Annotated in this window: 13 protein-coding genes; 8 read left to right on the top strand and 5 right to left on the bottom strand. The window is 51.9% G+C overall.

Annotation, left to right across the window (positions count from 1 at the left end):
• Both J7619_RS00860 and J7619_RS00855 read right to left on the bottom strand, forming a co-directional pair.
• Positions 1–567, bottom strand: coding sequence for a hypothetical protein (locus J7619_RS00860; RefSeq protein WP_291192934.1), 567 nt, complete (start codon positions 565–567; stop codon positions 1–3).
• A 192-nt stretch (positions 568–759) separates the two neighbouring features.
• Complete coding sequence (locus J7619_RS00855; protein WP_291192932.1) at positions 760–1170, bottom strand: hypothetical protein; 411 nt, start codon at positions 1168–1170, stop codon at positions 760–762.
• A gap of 234 nt (positions 1171–1404) precedes the next feature.
• On the opposite strand from J7619_RS00855, the gene J7619_RS00850 reads away from it, so the two are divergent.
• The 6 genes from J7619_RS00850 (at position 1405) to J7619_RS00825 (ending at position 15122) form a co-directional block, all read left to right on the top strand.
• On the top strand, positions 1405–5526 hold the full coding sequence (locus J7619_RS00850; protein WP_291192930.1) for a two-component regulator propeller domain-containing protein: 4122 nt from the start codon (positions 1405–1407) through the stop codon (positions 5524–5526).
• Between the two features lie 156 nt (positions 5527–5682).
• Positions 5683–6279: an RNA polymerase sigma factor gene (locus J7619_RS00845; RefSeq protein WP_291192928.1), complete on the top strand. Its 597-nt coding sequence runs from the start codon at positions 5683–5685 to the stop codon at positions 6277–6279.
• Between the two features lie 125 nt (positions 6280–6404).
• Positions 6405–7619 carry a FecR family protein gene (locus J7619_RS00840; protein ID WP_291192926.1) on the top strand — a complete coding sequence of 405 codons (1215 nt, stop codon included), beginning with the start codon at positions 6405–6407 and terminating at the stop codon, positions 7617–7619.
• Between the two features lie 240 nt (positions 7620–7859).
• Positions 7860–11123, top strand: coding sequence for a TonB-dependent receptor (locus J7619_RS00835; protein WP_291192924.1), 3264 nt, complete (start codon positions 7860–7862; stop codon positions 11121–11123).
• A 15-nt stretch (positions 11124–11138) separates the two neighbouring features.
• Positions 11139–12755: a RagB/SusD family nutrient uptake outer membrane protein gene (locus J7619_RS00830; RefSeq protein WP_291192922.1), complete on the top strand. Its 1617-nt coding sequence runs from the start codon at positions 11139–11141 to the stop codon at positions 12753–12755.
• A 183-nt stretch (positions 12756–12938) separates the two neighbouring features.
• The gene (locus J7619_RS00825) at positions 12939–15122 is read left to right on the top strand and encodes an alpha-N-acetylglucosaminidase (protein ID WP_291192920.1); all 2184 of its coding nucleotides are present in this window, start codon (positions 12939–12941) and stop codon (positions 15120–15122) included.
• A 95-nt stretch (positions 15123–15217) separates the two neighbouring features.
• Here the strand turns inward: J7619_RS00825 and J7619_RS00820 are convergent, their stop codons facing one another.
• Both J7619_RS00820 and J7619_RS00815 read right to left on the bottom strand, forming a co-directional pair.
• Positions 15218–17716 carry a glycoside hydrolase family 95 protein gene (locus tag J7619_RS00820; protein WP_291192917.1) on the bottom strand — a complete coding sequence of 833 codons (2499 nt, stop codon included), beginning with the start codon at positions 17714–17716 and terminating at the stop codon, positions 15218–15220.
• 49 nt (positions 17717–17765) lie between these two features.
• Positions 17766–18782, bottom strand: coding sequence for a zinc-binding alcohol dehydrogenase family protein (locus J7619_RS00815; protein WP_291192915.1), 1017 nt, complete (start codon positions 18780–18782; stop codon positions 17766–17768).
• Between the two features lie 211 nt (positions 18783–18993).
• Between J7619_RS00815 and J7619_RS00810 the strand changes: the two genes are divergently transcribed.
• Positions 18994–19860, top strand: coding sequence for an AraC family transcriptional regulator (locus tag J7619_RS00810; RefSeq protein ID WP_291192913.1), 867 nt, complete (start codon positions 18994–18996; stop codon positions 19858–19860).
• Positions 19861–19871: 11 nt separating this feature from the next.
• Here the strand turns inward: J7619_RS00810 and J7619_RS00805 are convergent, their stop codons facing one another.
• Positions 19872–20570 carry a MarR family winged helix-turn-helix transcriptional regulator gene (locus J7619_RS00805; protein WP_291192911.1) on the bottom strand — a complete coding sequence of 233 codons (699 nt, stop codon included), beginning with the start codon at positions 20568–20570 and terminating at the stop codon, positions 19872–19874.
• 107 nt (positions 20571–20677) lie between these two features.
• On the opposite strand from J7619_RS00805, the gene J7619_RS00800 reads away from it, so the two are divergent.
• Positions 20678–21205 carry a transposase gene (locus tag J7619_RS00800; RefSeq protein WP_291192909.1) on the top strand — a complete coding sequence of 176 codons (528 nt, stop codon included), beginning with the start codon at positions 20678–20680 and terminating at the stop codon, positions 21203–21205.
• The last annotated feature ends 17 nt before the right edge of the window (positions 21206–21222 follow it).

The raw sequence follows: 21222 nt of genomic DNA, 5'->3' as shown, positions 1-21222 counted from the left end.
TCATTTTTTCCTGGCCGGCAGGCGAGGAAGCGCTTTGTCGTGTATCGAGTAAAGGTGTTCTATATTTCCACGCAAATCCAGGAGAAAACAGTGGACATTCAGGGTTACGATTGTGTGGTCGTCTACCCTGAATTGATGGATTTGCTTGGCGAGCGCTGTTGAAAATTTGACATGGCAACTGTGCTCGCCAGCCGAAAGTGCCTCCTTCGTCAGAAAGTTTTGGTAAGCGCCGCAATCTTCGTGTTCGATGATGTAGACATCCTTGATATCGTGCAACGCGATCGCAATCCGCACATGGTCACGCCATACTTCATTCCATTTTTTGTAGCTTTTGATTCCGCTTTCAAGCTTGGCGTGATCCAGCAGCACCGCGAGTTCGGGGTTGTCTGCCTGCGTCATTAACGACGTCCCGGCCAGGGCAAAGTGATCATAGCGGTTGGTGAGGTTGTCAAAATGAAGGAATTCCAGCAAATTGTCGGTTAGCCTCAGATCGATGCAGCTTAATACCAGGATGTTTTTTCTGGGCAGGTGATAAATGCCGCGCTCGGGATAGATGAAGTAGGACATGGTTGACTGACAGGTTTGGATGATGAGGTAGAATACCGGTTTGATCATGAGAGCTGATCAAATCAGACTAAGTAATAACCTGTCGTCTTTTAATGTTCTTGTAGTCAGTTGGTTATTAAGCGGTAATTGTATCGGTTAGAAGACCCTGCCCAATGCCCGCGCGGCGCGTTGGGCAGGGTCTCACATATTGTGCTATTGAATCTGGATGACGACTTTTTCTTTTCCCTGCATGACAAGCTTGACCTCATATTCAATATATCCCTGATCCTTGTCGTAGATAATGCGCAGGCGGTCGGGTTGGCGGCCAAGCTCGGACAGCCACCGGGCGTAGAGTTGGGCAAAGGCCTGCTTGTGGGTAATCTGCATTTCGGACAGTGATTCCTTGGCGGCCAGGTATGTCCTGAAATCGTCCTGGGTTTTGCTGTCCTTTGAATTGGGATTATTGGTGAGGTCCATCACGAGCGTGCCTTTCCAGGGGGACTGCTGCCGGATAGACAGGTAAAGCCGTTTGAATAAAAGACTGGTTAAGGGTTTTTGAGAATTGATTTTAGCGTGCCCGAGCGGGGTTTTTCCCAGTATCGGAACAATGGAGAAGGTGTTCATGGTTTGTGGATCCGAGTGCTGTTATGTAATGATTTGGCGATTAATTTGGTCAAAACAAATGCGTCGCAAATAACCATTTTCGGGAGGGTACAATCATTGCCACATCATACACATTTCTTGACAAATTGTGCATTTCTTCAAAAAACGATCGGCCAAATGGTTGCGCAAATCCAGTTTAAGGCTGAATTTTGCCTGAATATGGTATTCTGCAAATATGTGGTTGTATAAAATCTGATGAGGAGCCTGCTAATATCCCTGCTGCTGGTTGTATGTGTGGTTTCCGGCTATGTTTCGGGGCAGGGTTTCCCTTATAAATTCAGTTACCTCACGGTCGACGAAGGCTTGTCGCATACCGATGTGAATGACCTTGCGCAGGACCGGAAGGGATATATCTGGGTCGGGACCAACTTCGGCCTGGACCGCTACGACGGCTATTCGGTGCAGCGGTTTTACAACACCAATGTCCCGCTCCAGAATGCATTCAAAAACCGCATTATCGCGCTTTACCCGGATGGCGAGGATAAGATCTGGCTTAGTACCGAAAACGGATTGCAGTGCTTTGACCCCGCCAACGAGCGGTATTTGGATTATACCATCAGGAAAGCCCCCAAAAATCCTGTTTTCTGGAAGCTTTTCAAGCCGACCGGCAACCTGATCTACGGCTTGACCAATTATCAGATCAAGTTGTACCGGATTTCCGGCAGTTCCCTGGAAGAGCTGCCGCTGACCATCCCTGCCGGTGTCCGTTTTTTCAGTATGGAGCCCGACCGGAATGGTACGCTCCACTTTGCCAGCGACCGGGGATTGTGGCGGCTCGAAGGCCGGCAACGGTTTGTCAAAGTACCGGTGGCCGGTTTGCCGACAGACAGTCTTAAACGCATTTTTTTCGATAAACGAAATAATTTACTGATCGCGTCCCGTAACCAGGTGTTCCTGACCGGCGGTGGGCAGTTGCCTTTCGTCAAAAAGCAATTCACCTGTGTCGACTGCACGCCCTCTGTCGGGATTGCGGCAGGGAACGGCCCGGATTACTGGATTAACACCCGCACCGGATTGATCCGGCTGGATGGTAACCTGAATTTGATCCAGAAGATCGATGAGGTATCGGCACCGCGCAGTTTGAATTCCACGGTGGTCGTTCGTATCTACATCGACCGCTCCGATTGCCTGTGGGTCGGGACGTCGGGCGGAGGGCTCAACTATTGTGACCTGAATCAAAAGCTTTTTTATACGATGCGGCACGAGCCCGGACAGGCAAATTCGCTGTCGGGCAGCTACGTCCGTTCGATTTACGAAGATGGAAACGATCTCTGGATCGGTACCAATGCGAATGGCCTGGACCTGTATGACCGCAAATCGGGCGCTCGCACCAACTATAATGCGGTGAATTCTGCCGTCAGGCTGCGAAACAACAATATTGCCGCGTTGACATTCGATACAGCCCATAATTTATGGATCGGTACCGAGTCGGGGATCGACATTCTCAGGCCCGACAAGAAGACGCTGTGGAAACCTGACGGCTATCAGCAGTTTCCCGCTTTTGGCATCACCACGCTGGTGGCCGATTATTATGGAAACATGTGGTACGGGAACCTCGACAAGCTGGGTGTGATATGGAAAGACGGTACCGGGAAATACCAGGTCAGGGAGTATGCCGAAGGGCATTTTATTCTGGCAGCAAAGGACAAGCCGGAGCTGTTTGTCGCGACCAGGCAGGGTGTAAAACGCATGACGGTTGACGCGCAGGGAAGGGTGTTGCGCACCATCAGCTACCGGGCTACTTCGCAGCCGCATTCGCTCAGTTCGGATTACAGCGCCGTGATAGGCCGGCAAAATGACAGTACCTACTGGATCGGCACGATCGGGGGCGGATTGCACCGTCTGACATTGCGCGAGCGCGACCGATCCACACGCATCGAACATTTTGGCGAAAATCACGGTATTTTCAATGACGTCGAGGGCATCGAGATCGACGGGGACAACATCTGGCTGGGAGGAAACGGCTTGCTATGCCTCAATTCGAAGACCGGAAAGCTCATCCGTTACTATAAAAACGACGGCTTGCAGGGAAACAGTTTTAAAATCAGGTCGTCGTTCAAAGCAGCCGACGGCAAAATGTACTTCGGGGGCATCAATGGCCTGAATTATTTTTACCCGCAGCAGATCCGTTCCAATACGGTCGCCGCCCAGCCGGTTTTTACAGGTATCCTGATTAACAACCGGCGGCCCAAAATCGGCGAATCGGGCGATATGGACAATGTGGTGAGCCAGGCTATCGGGTATGGCGAAAATGTGGAGCTCAATTACCTGCAAAACAACTTTATCGTGTCCTTCTCGGCCATGCATTTTGCCAACCCGCTTAAATGCAGGTACCGCTACAAACTGGTCGGTTTTGACAACGACTGGAATTATACCGACGGCAACAACCCCCGGGCGGGATACAGCAACCTCAGTTACGGGAACTACCAACTCGTGCTCGAAGCGACCAATAACGACGGGATATGGAGCAAGCGTCGCGCCGAAATCAGCATTAACATCAGTCCGCCGTGGTGGAAAACCGATCTGGCGAAGGCGCTCTACGCATTGCTGGCCATTTCGGCATTGGTGGGTATTTACTTTTACCAGGCACGCTGGCACCGGCTGAAACGGGAGATAGAGGTACGCGGAGTGGCCGAACAGAAGCGGGAGGAGATCCATCGCCAGCGGGAGGAGTTTTACCAGCAGCAGCTGATGTTCTTTACCAATGTTTCGCACGAGTTCCGCACGCCGTTATCGCTGATCCTCGGTCCGCTGGAAAGCCTCATAAGCCAGAATAGCGATGCTACGCTCGGGCATTCCTACCAGCTCATGCACCGGAACGCCAAGCGGCTCATCAACCTGATCAGCGAACTGATGAACTTCAAGAAAGTATCCGACAGTCTGATCAAATTGCAGGTGCGGCCATTGGCGATCAGCGAATTTTGCCGGCAACTGGCAGCGGAATTTGATGGGGTTGCCGCCAGTAAACACATTTCGCTGCACCTGATCGACCACACCCGAAAGAACGCCTATTGGCCGCTGATGGGGCTGTTCGATGCCCAGATTCTGGAAAAGATACTGCTGAACCTGCTGAACAATTCGTTCAAATACACGCAGGACGGGGGAGCGATTACCTTTGAGATTTTTACGGATATCAACCAGTTCAAAAGGTCGTTCGAGACAGGTTTCGAATTGCTGCATGAGGGGCACCGAGCCCGGCGATACCTGTATTTCCGGGTGGCCGACACGGGTATCGGCATCTCGGCCGACACCATTACCCGGATTTTCGACCGGTACTACCGGATCAGCAGCGATCACCTGGGCTCAGGCGTAGGGCTCGCGCTCGTCAAGAGTCTCACGCACCTGCATAAAGGCGACATATACGTTTACAGCGAGCGCTACCAGGGCACCGAGATCATCATTGGTATACCATTGGGCGAAGAAAACTGGGCCGAGGCGGAGCGTGCGCCTTCCAGTTTCGAGCCGGAGGTACGACTGGAACCTACCGACCATTCGATCCTTGCGCCCATTACGGACACGGTTTCAGGCCGGCAGGAGGGTGTTCAGTCAGGCAAGCGCATCCTGCTCGTGGACGATAACGCGGAATTGCGGATTTTCTTGAAACAAAGGTTTGAACAACAGTATTTTATCTACGAGGCGGCCGACGGCGAAACAGCCATGAAGCTGGCCGCGGAAAAAATGCCAGACCTGATCATCAGCGATGTCATGATGCCGGGGATCAGCGGGATCGAGCTTTGCCGGCAGATCAAGGAAAGTTTTGAAACCAGCCATATCCCTTTTATTATCCTCTCCGCAAAGGACGCACTCACCAGCAAAATAGAGGGAATGGAATCGGGTGCGGATTTTTATTTTTCCAAACCGTTGAGCATCGACCTGCTGATGCTGACCGTCAACAACGTTTTCGAACAGCGTGAAAAGCTCAGAAAGAAATTTACCAACAACTACCTTTCCGAAGCCAGCGAGCTGGTGCATTCGGAGAAGGACAAAGAGTTTTTCCAGGCATTGCTGAAACTCATCGAAGACCATATGGAAGATCCGAACCTGGATGTCGATTTTCTCTGCCGCCATTTGTATACCAGCCGGACCAAATTGTACCAAAAGATCAAAAGCATTACCGATCAGTCGGTCGGCGATTTTGTGCGCACGATCCGGCTCAAAAAGGCGATCCAGATCATGACCCACGAAGATATTCCGCTCAATAAGGTGGTAGACCGCGTCGGTTTGCAGAGCAGCTCCAACTTTTCAAGGGTATTCAAAAAGGAATATGGCAAATCGCCCCTGCAATTCATGCAGGCGCTCAAACGGAACCAGCTCTGAGTTTGATGTCGGACCAGACTTTGAATGCGGAACATACAACCCATTATGTTTTTTGTTTTGTTTCATCTATCCCATACTTTTGCTTAAATTGTGGTAGGTTCTTAGAATAATATATTGAATTCTGGTTACTTGTTAGATATTAATTCTGTATAGCGTTTGAGTGGGATTGGTCTGGATCGGGAAAATAGTCTTTTGCTCTCTGCGGCCCAGGGCAACCAGACTGCTTTTGTCGCCCTCTTTCATAGTCACAAACACAAGCTTTACAGTTATACGCTGCGGTTGACACAGTCGGAAATGCTGGCTGAGGACATTGTCCAGGATGTGTTCATGAAGCTCTGGTCGGAGCGCGCCGCGATGGTCTCCATCGATAATTTCGGAAACTATATTTTCCGGATGGCTAAAAATCAGGTACTCAATCATTTCAAACGGGTGGCCCACGAAATGGCGATCGTTTCGGAGATGTTCCGGGACGGCGACCAGGGCTGTAACAATGCCCAGGACATGCTCGCCGTGCGCGAGGTGGAGCAGGTACTGCAATCGGTCGTGGAAATGCTGCCCCCGCAGCAGAAGGCGATTTACCGGCTAAGCCGGGATGAAGGCAAAAGCCACGAAGAGATAGCAGGCCTGCTTAAAATTTCCCCGAATACCGTCAAAAACCACATGGTGCAGGCCATGGCGACCATTCGCCACCAGCTGCGCCGCCACGCCGATTCGCTGCTCGTGGTAACGGCTCTGCTCGCTTTGAAAAAATAATTCAAAAATTTTCGGTGCAGACTAGTCCCTGCTCTTTTCCCGATTGTCTTTCATTTGGCAATCGGGTATAACTGCTTGCTTTTGTTGGTAATCATTAGCCGGTGGCCAAATTAAATAAGGGCCAAATGCCGGATTGGAGATATTTTATGAACGACGAGCGGATAGGCCTTCTGATAGGCAAATGGATAGATGGAACGCTTGCCGTTTCGGAAAAACGGGAACTGGCGGAATGGGTTCGCCTGAACCCTGACGATGAGCGTACGGCCCGGCTGCTGGAACGGTCCTGGGAAACTTTCGAGCCCCGGGAGCCGATGCCGGAGGCCATGTCGGAGCGCATTCTTTCCCATATTTTCCCGGCAGAGGAAACAATCGGGGACGAGCCGGATGAGCGTGAGTCAACACGCGGCATTGCGTGGCTCTGGCCGAAGCTGGTCGCCGCCGCGCTTCTGATCGGACTTGGCGTGTACTGGTGGAAGGGTTATCAGGATAAGGTACAGCTGGCAAAGCAGAAAGTGACCGCCGTGCAGCCCGCGGACTTGCCTCCGGGCGGCAACAAGGCGATCCTGACACTCGGCGATGGTTCGAGCATCACGCTGGACAGCGCAGGTAATGGATTGCTCGCGAGCGAGGGCGGTAGCAGTGTAACACAGTCGGGCAAAGGCCAGCTGGTGTACAAGGCGGGGCAGGGGACTGGCAGCGCGCCGGTGATTAATACGGTGACCACGCCCAAGGGAGGACAGTTTCATATTGTACTGCCCGACGGAACGGGTGCCTGGCTGAATGCGGCGTCGAGCCTGCGTTTCCCGACCGCATTCACCGGAAAGCAGCGAAATGTGGAGATCACCGGCGAGGTATATTTCGAGGTGGCGCATAACAAGCAAATGCCTTTTGTGGTAAAAAATGGCGAAACGCGGATCACCGTGCTCGGGACGCATTTCAATGTGATGGCTTACGACGACGAGAAAGTGATGCGCACGACGCTGCTCGAAGGAGCGGTGAAAGTTACGCGTGGGGCTAGCGAGGCGCTGCTCGCGCCCGGCCAGCAGGCGCGTATTCACGCAGGTACGGGCAATGTGCGGGTGGTAGACGGCGTGGATACGGATAAAGAGCTTTCCTGGAAAAACGGCTACTTCCAGTTCGAAAACGAGAGCCTGGAAAGTGTTATGCGCCAGGTATCGCGCTGGTACGATGTGGAAGTGCAATATGAAGGAAATACCCGGGGAGAAAATTTCACGGGCCGGCTGCCGCGCAATTCCAATGTATCCAAACTGCTGAAAATCCTTGCGTTAAGCGGGGTGAAATTCAGGATTGAAGAAAAAACCATTATTGTAACACCGTAAACCTCCTGCCTATGACCGAATAGCGACCCGCTTCGCCGGCATCTGCAAAAAAAGAACGGGAACGTTGCAACCGCTCCCGATCCGGCAAGAGCCTGGCATCTGTAAACAATTGTCCTACTGTTTAGTACCAACTCTCAAGACAAAAGTATGAACCACAACTCTTTTATCCAAAAGGGGCCGGGGGCCTTGTGTGCCCATGAAGGACCTCCCCGCCCTCCCTTTATCAGGGCCATTCTGGTTATGAAACTGATCTTTATTTTTTCGCTCGCATTCTGCATGCAGGTAAGCGCCAGCAGCTTTTCGCAGAAGATCACCATTCTGGCGAAGAATGCGCCGCTGGAAAGGGTTTTGAAGGAAATCGAAAAACAGAGCGGCTACTCGTTCTGGTATAAAACAGAGCTAATCCAAAAGTCGGAACGGGTGACGATCTCCATGCGGGAGAGCACGCTCGAAGAAGTGTTGGCCAAATGTTTCGTCAACCAGCCGCTGGAATATTCCATCGTGGACAAGACGGTGGTTTTACAGGCGAAAAAGCAGTTGAAGATAGCACCTCCGGCCCCCAAAGCCGTGCAACTGATCAAGGGGCAGGTGATGGGCTCGGACGGAAAGCCGCTCGTAGGCGTGACCGTCGTTGTGAAGGCCAGCAAGCTCGGGACTGTGACGGATGCCGACGGGAATTTTTCGATCGATGTAGCGGATACGGATGTACTCGTTTTTTCCTACATCGGGTTTGAATCCAGGGAGGTCCTGGTCGGCAAGCAAACCAGCATTTCGGTTTCATTAAAGGAAAGTAACACCACCTTGAATGAGGTGGCAGTGGTTGGGTACGGCCAGCAATCGCGGAAAAATCTGACGAGTGCGGTTAGCACAGTCAAAAGAGAGGAGCTCAATAATGGCGCCATTGCCGACGTCGGACAGTTACTTCAGGGGAAAGTGCCGGGACTGAACATCACCGCCAGCGGCGACCCTAACAAGCCGGCAGCGGTGGTAATGCGCGGAGCATCCACGATTAACAGCGCGCAGGGGCCGTTTTATGTGATCGACGGTGTGCCCGGGGCCGATATTGCCACCATTGCACCGGATGATATCGCCTCGATAGATGTGTTGAAAGACGCGGCTGCAACGGCCATTTATGGTAACCGTGCTGCCAATGGGGTGATCATGGTCACCACCAAAAAGGGGAAAGCAGGGACGATGCAGATTTCCTATAACGGTTATGTGGGTATCGAGAAGGTTTCGAACAAACTGGACATGATGACCGCGGACCAGCTGAGAGCTTTTCTGGACAAAAATGGCATCGGCTTTACCCCTGCGGATGACAAAGGGGCCAATACGGACTGGCAGTCGTCTATCCAGAAAAAGACTGCGGTTTCCACCAATCATAACCTGTCGTTCAATGGCGGCGGCGAGCACACGACTTACGCCGCGAGTTTGAACTACGTGAAGAAAGACGGTATCCTGCTGAACAGTGATCTGACGCGTGTAATCGGCCGTTTGTCCATTGAGCAGCGTGCCTTGAAGGACAAATTGAAATTCGGCTTCTCGGTGACGAACTCGCATAGCAATGGCAACGATATTCCGTATCGCAACACCGTGTTGCTGCAATCGACTTCCTACCTGCCTGTTTCACCGATCAGAAAAGAGGACGGTTCCTATTTTGAAAATTTTCAGAATACCAACTATTACAATCCGGTGGCGATGATCAATAACAGTGAGATGAATACGAAGTCGAACAATCTCATCGGAAGTTTCAAAACGCAGGTGGAGCTGCCTTTCGGGCTGACTTATAATCTGGACATTTCCTACCTGAATACCAATACTTTGCAGGGAACGTACTACAACAAGTATTTTACGAATAATTATAACAATATGTACGATAACCCGGATCCGGGTTTGGGCTTCCACTCTGTCCAATCATTCGGTAAAAACGGGCAGGCCAACAGGAGTTCGTACCAGAATACCAGTAAAATTCTGGAAACTTACCTGACCTGGAACAAGGAATTCGGCGATCATACCATTAACGCGGTAGTGGGTTACTCGTGGCAGAACAATAAGATAGGACAGGGCTTTCAGGTGACGACCAGCAATTTTCCGGTTGATAACGTTACCTACAATAACCTCGCTTTGAGCAATCCCTATGGAACATCAGGTTTCCAGATTGGCTTCGGACCGGATGGTGTTTATCAGGAAACCCAGCTGATTTCGGATTTTGCCCGGTTTAACTATAACTACAAAAGTAAGTATTTGCTGCAAGGTTCGGTCAGAAGGGACGGCAGCTCGGTGTTCGGGGCTAATCATCAATGGGGTTACTTCCCGTCGGTGGGTGCAGCGTGGAGAATCAGCCAGGAAGGTTTCATGGAAAGCCAGCGCGTATTCAGCGATCTGAAATTACGGGCCAGCTACGGAGTTACCGGTAATGCAAGCGGGTTCAATGCCTACACAGCGAAATTTATCTCCGGCGCATTGGGTACATATTATTACAATGGCGCACTTACCGGCGCATACGGTCCTACAAAATCCGAAAACCCGGATTTGAAATGGGAGAAAACAGCAACGACCAACATCGGTCTCGACTTTGCCGTGCTGGGTAACCGGGTAAACGGCTCGCTGGAAGTATATGAAAAGAACACCACGGGAATGATCTATTCCTACACCGTGAACCCGATTCTCGTTCCATCCGGAAGCATTGTGGCGAATGGGGGAAGCGTGAATAACAAGGGAATCGAGTTCAATCTGAATGCGAAAGTGGTGGAAAATACCAATTTCAGCTGGACGAGCGGAATCAACCTGGCACATAACAAAAACGAGATCACCAGCCTTACCAATCCCCTGTTTGCGGGCGGCGACTCGGTATTGCTGTCGTATCCCGAGGGGGGCGGCCAGTCGGGAAGATCATTGCAAATCCTGAAAGCGGGCCGGCCATTGGGACAATTCTTTGCATTTAAATATGCCGGCAAAAATGAAGCGGGTGTTTCTCAATTCGTGGCGGCAGACGGTACCCTCACGACCACACCGGTAGTAGGGAAAGATTATCACTACCTGGGCAGTGCGCAGCCGAAGCTGATGCTGGGCTGGACCAACAGCGTGCGGTACAAAAACTTCGATCTGAACGTGTTCATCAGAGGTGTATTCGGAAACAAGGTCTTCAATGCGACCCGCGCCGACCTGTTCAGGCCAAGTACTGCGCAGTATTCCAATATCCTCGTGGATGCGGCTAACGAATCCACCAGTGATTTTAACGCCTATGTATACTCGTCGCGATTCCTCGAAAGCGGAAGTTTTGTGCGGTTCGACAATGCTACGCTGGGCTACAATTTCAAGAAGCTGGGGCCATTTGTCAAAAATCTAAGGGTGTACACTTCCGTGAATAATTTGTTTGTCATCACCAAATACAAGGGTGTTGATCCGGAGGTGAACCAGGGCGGGATCGCTCCGGGGGTTGACTACAACAACTTCTATCCGAAGACCCGTACGTTTCTATTCGGTCTGAACATATCCATCTAAAATCGAAGGAGAATCATGAAGAATTCATATATAAAATTTGTTTTCACAACGCTGGCGGCAACCGCGCTGTTTGCCTGCCACGACCTGGACGTGCCGGTCACGACCGCGCTGACGACCGACGTTTTCCCGAGTACGGATGAACAATTCATTTCCGCAGCCGGGCCTGTTTATGTGGCATTGAGAGGGAATTTCGGAGCGGAAGCCTATCAGATCGCGGCGTATAGCACGGATGAGGGCATTATGCCCGCCCGGGGAGGTAACTGGTACGACGGCGGGCAAAACCAAACTTTGCACCTGCACACCTGGACGGTGGACAACGGCTATGTGAACGGCCACTGGACGTGGCTATCGACCATTATCGGGGTTGCCAACCAGACGATCTCCATTCTGGAACAGAAAATGCCGGACGGCGCAGCGAAGCAAACGAGCCTTGCAGAGATCAAAACGGTACGTGCATTAGCCTATTTCATGATGATGGACAGTTTTGGAAATGTGCCTATCTACACGACTTACGGTGATTTTGCACCCAAAACCAACTCGCCCAGGACAGAGGTTTTTAATTTTATCGAAAAGGAAATCCAGGATGCGATCCCCAATCTGAACGAAGTGTCGGGCGTGCCTCAATACGGAAGGCCCAACAAATGGACTGCCTATGCCTTGCTGGCCAAAATGTACCTGAACGCCGAGTACTACACCGGTACCAACCGGTATAACGACTGCATTGCCGCCTGCGACAAGGTGATCGGTTCGGGATTGTATGCATTGGAGCCCAGAAGCAGCTATCTGAATATGTTTTATCCGACGAACGGGCCGCAGATGAAGGAGTTTATTTTCGCGATTCCTTACGATCCGGCGCAAACCAATACTTTCCCATTCAGAAGTGTCAACATCCGTGCGCGCTACGACATTCCGAGAAGTATGGTGAAGAAGTTCAACCTGCCGTACACCCCTGCCGGAAGTGCGTGTACACTACCGGAATATTATGCCAATTTCAATGACGAAGGCGATATTCGCAACAAGCAATGGCTTACCGGGTTGCAGTATATGAACGACGGCGTCACACCACTGACTGTTACGACTACCAAAATCGGTTACGACCAGTTTTACAAAGGCAGCGATCCGGCGGCACCCTACACTTACCAGGTGAAACTGACGCCCGAAGTGGTATTGCGTCAGGACGTGGCTTCTTTTGACGCGGGTAACGACGAAATCGCCTGGCACATGGGTTACCGCAATATGAAGTTTTACCCCGATGCGAGTTCGCTCAACCGGAACCAGAACAATGATATCCCCGTCTTCAGGTACTCTGATATTGTTTTGATGAAAGCCGAGGCGATACTGCGCGGCGGAAGTCCGACGCTCGGTCATACCGCACTTTCGCTGGTGAATGAGCTGCGGGCGCAGCGGACCACCTCGCCGGCGTTGACGAGTGTTAATCTTGAATTTATCTACGCGGAAAGAGCGCGCGAGTTTGTCTCGGAGGGCTGGCACCGGAATGACATGATCCGTTTCGGGAAGTTTGAAGGCAAATGGGGCTACAAAACCGATTCAGACGTGAACAAACGCATTTTTCCGATACCAAGGGTAGCGCTGCAACTCAATCCTGCGCTGGTTCAGAATCCAGGTTATTGATTTATAACATTCTCCGTAGCCGTATTTCGGGTACGGAGAATGCCTTCATTCACATCGTTCCAGTCACAGCATTCAGCTGCCGACAGGCCAATCATTCCGTATTTTAAAATGAATCATTTCCGTAATGGTGGTTCTTCTCCTCGATGGTTGGGAAGGACCAACCGGTTTTGTCTTATCTTTTGGATGAGTGTCCCCGCGACGACTTCCATAGCCCAGGCGGTTGTCGATCCCGCAAGTTCCTTGATACAGCGAGTGGTCCCAACGCACGCCTCGCATTTTCAGGTAGAGGAACTGCATTCGAGGTCGGGTAAGGATGAATTTGAAATCGAAAGTAAAGCGGGTAAAATCGTCCTTCGTGGTTCCAGCGGCGTAGCGATAGCCTCTGCCTTATACCATTACCTCACCGAATATGCGCATTGCCAGATTACCTGGAATGGCACAAACCTGGCGCTGCCTGCCCAATTGCCCGTCGTTCCGGCCAAAGTGCGTAAAGAAACCGCGTACCGGTACCGCTATAACCTCAATTATTGTACATTCAATTACACCATGAGCTGGTGGGACTGGGACCGCTGGCAGAAGGAGATCGACTGGATGGCCCTGCACGGGATCAATATGCCGCTCGCGATTACGGGAGAAGAGTACGTATGGTTGCAGGTGTACAAGGAGATGGGTTTCAGCGAGGAGGACCTCAAAGATTTTTTCAGCGGCCCGGCCTATTTTGGCTGGTTCTGGATGGGGAATCTCGATGGCTGGGGCGGGCCATTGCCACTCAGCTGGATGGAGAGCCACCAAAAGCTGCAACAGCAGATTGTCCGTCGCGAGCGGGAGCTGGGTATGAAACCGGTATTGCCCGCATTTACCGGACACGTTCCGGCGGCATTCCGCAAAAAGTATCCCCAGGCCCAATTGAAAGCGACCAACTGGACTAATGGTTTCGGCGATACCTACATTCTCCATTCGCAGGACCCGCTGTTTGCGGAAATAGGGAAGCGGTTTTTGAATAAGCAAAAAGAACTCTACGGAACCGACCATTTGTATTCGGCCGATACATTCAATGAGAATGAACCGCCCACCGACGATCCCGCCTACCTTTCGAAGCTCAGCGAACGTATTTATCAGGGTATGCAGCAGGCCGATCCCGACGCGGTGTGGGTCATGCAGGGCTGGCTTTTTTACAGCGACCGCAAGTTCTGGAAGGCGCCGCAGATCGAAGCGTTACTCAATGCAGTCCCCGATGAGCGGATGCTTTTGCTCGACCTGGCTGCCGAGATAGAGCCGGTCTGGAAGCGGACGGACGCCTTTTACGGTAAGCCCTGGATCTGGAACATGCTCAACAATTTCGGCGGGAATGTGAACCTCTTCGGACGAATGGATGGCGTGGCCCAGGGACCGGCCGCCGCCTGGAACAGCCCCAACAAAAAGCGCATGGAAGGGATCGGTCTGACGATGGAGGCCATCGAGCAGAACCCGGTGATCTACGAACTGATGATGGACCATACCTGGCGGACAACCCCCATTGACCTCGACGAATGGCTCCCCCGATACGCGCGAAACCGCTACGGAAGGGACGACCAGCGGCTGGTGAAGGCATGGCAAATTCTCCGGCGGACCGCTTACAACGGCATGGAAATACGCGACGGGGCCGAATCGATCGTCACAGGCAGGCCTACGCTGGATTCTACAACCGTGTGGACGCGGACGAAGCTGAATTACCCGCCGGCCGACTTGTTGCCGGCCTGGGATTTGTTCGTAGAAGCGGCGGCAAAAGGCCCCCATACCGAGGGTTTCCTGTACGACCTGACCGATATTTCGAGACAGGTGCTGGCCAACTATGCATTGGTCGTGCAGAAACGGTGGGTAGAGGCGTTTCGCAGGGGAGATCAGGCAGGCTTCGACAAGTACAGCCGCGCTTTTCTCGAACTGATCGTAGATATGGATCTGCTGCTGGCGACGCGCAAGGACTTTTTACTCGGCCCGTGGATCGCTTCGGCCAGGCAATGGGGAGCCACCCCGGCAGAAAAGGCGCTTTACGAGAAAAATGCCCGGGACCTGATCACGCTCTGGGGCGATGCGGACAGCCCGCTGCATGAATATTCCAACCGGCAATGGAGTGGATTGCTCAACGACTTTTACAAAGTACGATGGGAGCAATTCTTTGGCATGCTGGGGAAATCGTTGAAATCAGGAACAACGCCCGACTGGCAGGCTTTTGAAAATTCCATACGCCAATGGGAGTGGCAGTGGGTGAATGTGCGGAAGGATTACCCAGTGGCGCCGAAAGGAAGTAGTGCCCAAGTGGCTGCGGGCCTGTACGAAAAGTACCAGCGCCAGATCCGCGATGCCTATCACACTACGGCGCGGCATTAAATTGGATGATTACCAATACAAAACAGCCCGGTTACTAATCGCAACCGGGCTGTTTTGTTGAATGGATTTCGAGTTTGGTCCGGACTTGAATGCATTTAGTTGCCAGCCAGGATTTGATAGGTTTTCCCCTTTTCTGTTTTAAACTCGGTAATGTATCCGGCAGCCGTTTTTTTGCTGGTTGCACCGGCTACTTTGACGGGTACGTTTGTTTTGATCGTACATAACTGCCCGTCCAGTGATTTGATGACGGAGCTGACCAGTTTCCTGTTTTTCCAGTTTATATCGACCTCAAATCCGGACCGTGCACGAAGGCCTTTGATGCTGCCTTCCTTCCAGTCGGATGGGAGGGCGGGTAAGAGGTGTATTCCTTTCAAATGACTCTGGATCAGCATTTCGGACATTCCCGCAGTTCCGGCAAAGTTCCCGTCGATCTGGAATGGCGGGTGAGCGTCGAAAAAGTTGGGGTATGTGCCGCCGCCCCTGTACTCTGCGTTACCCTCGTTGGTATATTTCATCAACTGGCGAATGAGTTTGTAGGCGTGGTCGCCGTCGAGGAGCCGCGCCCAGAAATTGATTTTCCAGCCCTTACTCCATCCGGTTCCATGGTCGCCGCGTACTTCGAGCGTTTTTCTGGCCGCCTGGAAATATTCCGGGGTGTTTTGGGAAATCTGACGTCCCGGATGCAGTCCGAACAGGTGCGATACGTGGCGGTGCAAGGTGTCGGTTTCTTCAAAATCTTTATACCACTCCTGTATCCTGCCGCGCTTGTCTATTTTCAACGGGTAAAGTTTAGCTCTTTTTTCAACCAACAGCTTTTTGAATTCCGGATCGTTGCCGAGTACATCCGCCGCTTCGATCAGGTTCGAAAAGAGGTCGTACACAATGGAAATGTCCATGGTGGTAGCTATCGAAACAGCCGCTTCGCCGCCTTTGGGGTCTTTGAACTTGTTTTCCGGCGAGGTGGAAGGGGCTGTTACGAGGTAACCGTCCTTGTCCTCTACCAGCCAGTCGAGCGTAAACAGGGCAGCTTCTTTCATGAGCGGGTAACCTTTATCACGCAGGAAGGCCTTGTCGCCCGAAAACCGGTAATGCTCCCACAGATGCTGGCACAGCCAGTTGGCGCCCATGTACCAGTTGGCCCACACCGGATCACCGTCCCCGACATTCCCTACCGGATTGGACATCCCCCATATGTCTGCATTGTGATGTGCCACCCAGCCCCGGGCACCGTAAAACTCTTTTGCGGTGACCTTACCGGTTTGGGAGAGGTCTTTGATCCACGTCAGCAGGGGCATATGCATTTCCGACAGGTTCGCCACCTCCGCCGGCCAGTAATTCATCTGCGTGTTGATATTGATCGTGTAGTTGGAGCTCCATGGCGGCCGCATTTCCTTGTTCCAAATGCCTTGCAGGTTCGCGGGCGGGCCGGCGGGTACGCCCGGGAGCGCGGGCCGTGAGGACGAAATCAGCAGGTACCGACCGTATTGATAATAAAGCACTTCCAGTTTCGGGTCATGGTCCCCTTTGGAATAGGCCATCAGGCGCTCGTCCGATGCGAGTTTCGGATTGGGATTATTGGGAGAGCTATCGGTCAGTTCGAATCTGACACGGTTGAAATAGGTATGGTAATCAAGCTCGTGACGTTTTTTGAGATCGGCGTATGTTTTGCTCAATGCCTTGTCCAGGTAGCCTTTGGCCAGCGCTTTTTCATCTTTTCCATCCTTATCCGGGCATTTATCAAACCCGTTGAAGCTGGTCGCGGCCGACAGGTATACAAACACCTCGCTCGCATTCCTGACGCTGATACCGGAAGTATCCGTCGAAATGACGCCGTCCTTGCTCACGGCTTTGATCCTGAACTGAAACCGGGTGCCGTTGCAGCCATTGGGATCCTCATAGACGATCGGCTGCTGGCCTTGCGGATTGTAATAGTTTGGGTTAACGTGCGATGGCGCTTTACCATTGACCACCAGTTCGCGGGTACCGGTGGCTAGCTGGTAATGCAGCTGGCTGTTCGCGGAAACGGTGAAGTTGAGCTGTTTGGGTTTCGAAGCGGATATTCTCATTACCAGGATGTTGTCGGGCGCCGAGGTGAAAATTTCTCTTTTGTAGCTGACCCCATCGACGGTGAAGCTCGTGCTGGCGACGGAATTGGCAATATCCAGGTCGCGGTAGTAGCTGGTGGCTTTTTTGCCCTTTAAATCCTGCGAGATCCGCAGGTCACCCATCGGCATATATGACTCGGTGTAAAGACCCTGCATTTTTTTCAGCAATTCATTTGCTTTCTGGTAATCCTGCTCTTTCAGCAGCGCTTCCCTGACCTGCGGCAGGTAGGAGGCCGATGCCGGGTTGACATTCGTTTTTACCGGCCCGCCCGACCAAAGTGAGCTCTCGTTGAGTTGCAGCAGCTCCTGTTCGACGCCCCCGAAGATCATCGCACCGATGTGCCCGTTACCGACCGGCAGCGCTTCCACCCATCGGGCGGCCGGTTGTTTATACCAAAGTTTCAGATCGGCGGATTGCTGCCCGAACGAGCTGAAACGCCATAGCGTCAGCAATGCGACGGCGACGAGCTTCCTGGGTAAATGATTCATAAATGAGGTTCGGATTAAAATAGATAGTTTTCTGGTAAAGGATATGCGGTCAGTTGATAAATGCCATGGCTTTGATGACGTTCGTGGCAGGGTCGAGCCAGCTTTTGAAATCGGATTTGATGTCACTGAATTCGACACGGTGGGTAATGTAGTTTCCGGGTGTTATCTGCCCGTTTCGAATACAGCTGATAACGTATTCGAAATCGGCCCGCGTGGCATTGCGGCTGCTCATCAGCGTGGCTTCGCGTTTATGGAACTCGGGGTGGCTGAAAGCGATCTCTCCGCCTTGCAGGCCCACGAGCACATACTTCCCGCCGTGGGACAGGTATTCGAATCCTTTGTTAATGGCTTTGAGGTTTCCGGTGGCGTCGACCACGACCGTAGGCATATCGCCGGCGGTCAGCCGGGCCAATTCCCGGGCCACATCCTGTGTTGAACCATTAATGCTATGTTTCAGCTGAATATGCTCCTCGCAGAACCGCAGCCTGCCTGCATGGATATCCAGGCCGATCACCTTCGCCCCCGCGATCCTGGCAAATTCCATAATTCCCAGACCGATGGGGCCAGCTCCCATGACGAGCACCGTATCATCGGCCGTAACACCAGCCCGCCGGATGGCGTGTGCCCCGATCGCGAGCGGTTCAACCAATGCGAGTTCCTCAAATGTAAGCCCTTCGGCATGAACGAGTTTGTCGGAAGGGACGGAGATGAACTCGGCCATACCGCCGTCTACATGCACCCCGAACACTTTCATGCGGGTGCAGCAATTGGTTTTTCCGTTGCGGCATGCAATGCAGTGCCCGCAGTTGAAATAGGGTAGGAAAGTAACAGCTTCGCCTACCGAAAAGCCGGGCGCTCCATGGGTTGCCACGATTTCACCGGCGAGTTCATGGCCGAGTATTCTGGGGTAATTGAAAAATGGCTGCGTGCCTTCGAATGCGTGCAGATCGGTGCCGCAAATGCCGATGTTCCTGATTTTCAAGATGGTGTGATTCTCCGTCAGAACGGGGATGTCGGAGTCGTGGTACCGGAAATTCCCGGGAGTTTCGCAAACTAATGTTTTCATCGTGATGGTAGTCGGGTTACTTCCTTCCCGGGCGGTCGGGAATGGCCGTAACTGCGCTGATAATGGTACAGTTGCCTTATTTTCTTTGATTTATAACAATACAAAGGAATTGTGTTTTTTTAGGAAGATTGCGCAAAACATTAACCGAATTGTAAGAGATATTAACATGTTTATGGGCAGGCTGCTTATTTTTGGTGTATAGAAATTTAATATGAAACCGCAGCTACTCAGGGTCCCGAATGCGCAGGCACATTCGTTCAGTGTTCGGCACGACAAAATGACGAACATCAACAACCGCTGGCATTACCATCCGGAGGTGGAACTGATCTATTTTCACAGGGGATCGGGAACGCAGTTTGTGGGAGATAGTATCAAAAGGTTTTTTACGGATGATATTGTGCTGGTTGGCAGCAACCTGCCGCATTACTGGCGATTTGACGCGCCTTCGGAACCGGTGAATGTCTCAGGAAATCTCGTTTCAACCGTCATTCACTTTATGCCGGATTTCTGGGGCGATAAATTTCTGAACCTGAGCGAAAACAAGCCTTTTAAATCGGTATTGGAGAAAGCAGGCAGGGGGCTCCTTCTGACGGGTCGTTTAAAAGAAGAGGTGCGGCAGCAGATAACCAGCCTGGATCACGCCGAAGGCCCGGACCGGATTATGACGCTGATGAAAATCCTGTACAGCATTTACCGGTCGGAGGAGACGGTCATGCTATCCTCGATCGGATATCAGAGCGTTCTCCTGGATTCGGAGAACGACCGGATCAATGATATCTACGAATACACATTCAACAATTTTCATAAGAAAATCTATCTGGAACATGTAGCCGGCATTGCGGGGTTGGTACCCAATTCGTTTTGCCGCTATTTCAAATCCAGGACCGGTAAAACATACCTGCAATTCCTGACGGAAATTCGGGTCGGAAACGCCTGTAAGCTGCTCATGAACGATAATATCAACCTGAAAGAGGTCTGCTATGAAAGCGGGTTCGCGAATTTCAGCTGCTTTCACCGCAGATTCAGGGAGATTACCGGACAAAGCCCGCACCATTACAGGATGACGATAGCCAACTGAATGAAAACCTGCTACTCTTTACCCGCAGCAAACCGGGCGATCTGATTTTGCTGGTACCGGTTTATTTCGTCGAGTTTCTCCGGGCCTAATGTCTCGGCCAGCAAGTCGGCAAAGTTCCGGGCGCGGTTAACTTCCAGAATTTTCCCGTGTTTCTGCTCAATAGGGCCCAGCAGGTTCACCATCAGATGGCTGTCCGCTTTCGACATCTCGCCAAACAGCATGTGGGCGGGCAGGTACAGCCGCTCATAAAGTTTGAACAGCAATTGCTTTCCCTCCACGGTCAGCTGAACGAGCTTTGCCCGTTTATCGGAAGGATCGGCCCGTTCGGAAATGTAGCCGGCTTTTCTCAACCGGTTGAGCATATCGATGCCGGTGGTCTGTTCGAGAAAGTTATAGGTGATGATATCGATTTTGCGGGCTTCTCCCTGATGGAAAATGGCGTTCAGGCAATAGAACCAATCCAGCTCTATTTCTTCTCCTTCCTTCAATGCCAGTTTGGAATAAGTCGTCAGCATGGCACCCAGCCGGCCAACCAGTTTGGCGATTGTAGATGTCATGTCGGGCGGCTCGATACCGGAGAAAAGGCCCTTGTCTGATCCCGCGGCATCCATCATGGCCAGGTAATGGCGACAAAAATCCGCTACCGTAGCGTCCGGACGTGTTTCCTGAAAGCTATCCCACGCACTGATCAATTCAACAATTGGCTTCATAATAGATCGTTTTTGCTGTAAATGTAAATAAAATAGTCGGTTTCGTTGTTTATATATCTAAACCGATATAATTTTGTCAACATAACAACTGAACCGATGTAATTAAAATGGAAATTTCTTTGAAAGAGCCAACCGCAGATCGAACGCCGGCAAACATGTCGCTGTTGATCACCACAGTTGCTTATCTGCTGCTCAACGGAGCGCAGTTATTTGAAACGGCAGTGCTGGTCCCGGTATGGACGGTCGCCCCGCCGGCGTCTTTGCATTTGTTCCAGGGGCCTTACGGACTTGACTTTAAGGTTTTCTGGATCGTGGCCCACTCGCTGCACGAATTGACCTTCCTGGCAGCTCTTGTTCTGAACTGGAACATACATTCCCGCCGAAAAATATTGCTCGTGGTCCTGGTGCTGCACGTCCTCGTGCGGGCCTGGACGCTGCTGTATTTTGCTCCAGTGATCATATCCTTTCAGCAAATACCCGTTTCGGATACAGTCGATCAAATTCTTTTGCAAAAGGCCGCGCGATGGCGGGAGATGAACCTGGTCCGTGTGGCGGCATTTACAATCCTCTCTTTTGTGCTCATTCCGTTGAACCGGACAGGTAAAATCACGGACAGCGCTATTTCGCATGCCTGACATGGCGCGGCAGTTAA

The sequence above is a fragment of the Dyadobacter sp. genome (assembly GCF_017744695.1).
GTDB lineage: Bacteria > Bacteroidota > Bacteroidia > Cytophagales > Spirosomataceae > Dyadobacter.
The sequence above is the reverse complement of the archived record's forward strand: the minus strand, read 5'-3'. Positions and strand labels throughout refer to the sequence as shown.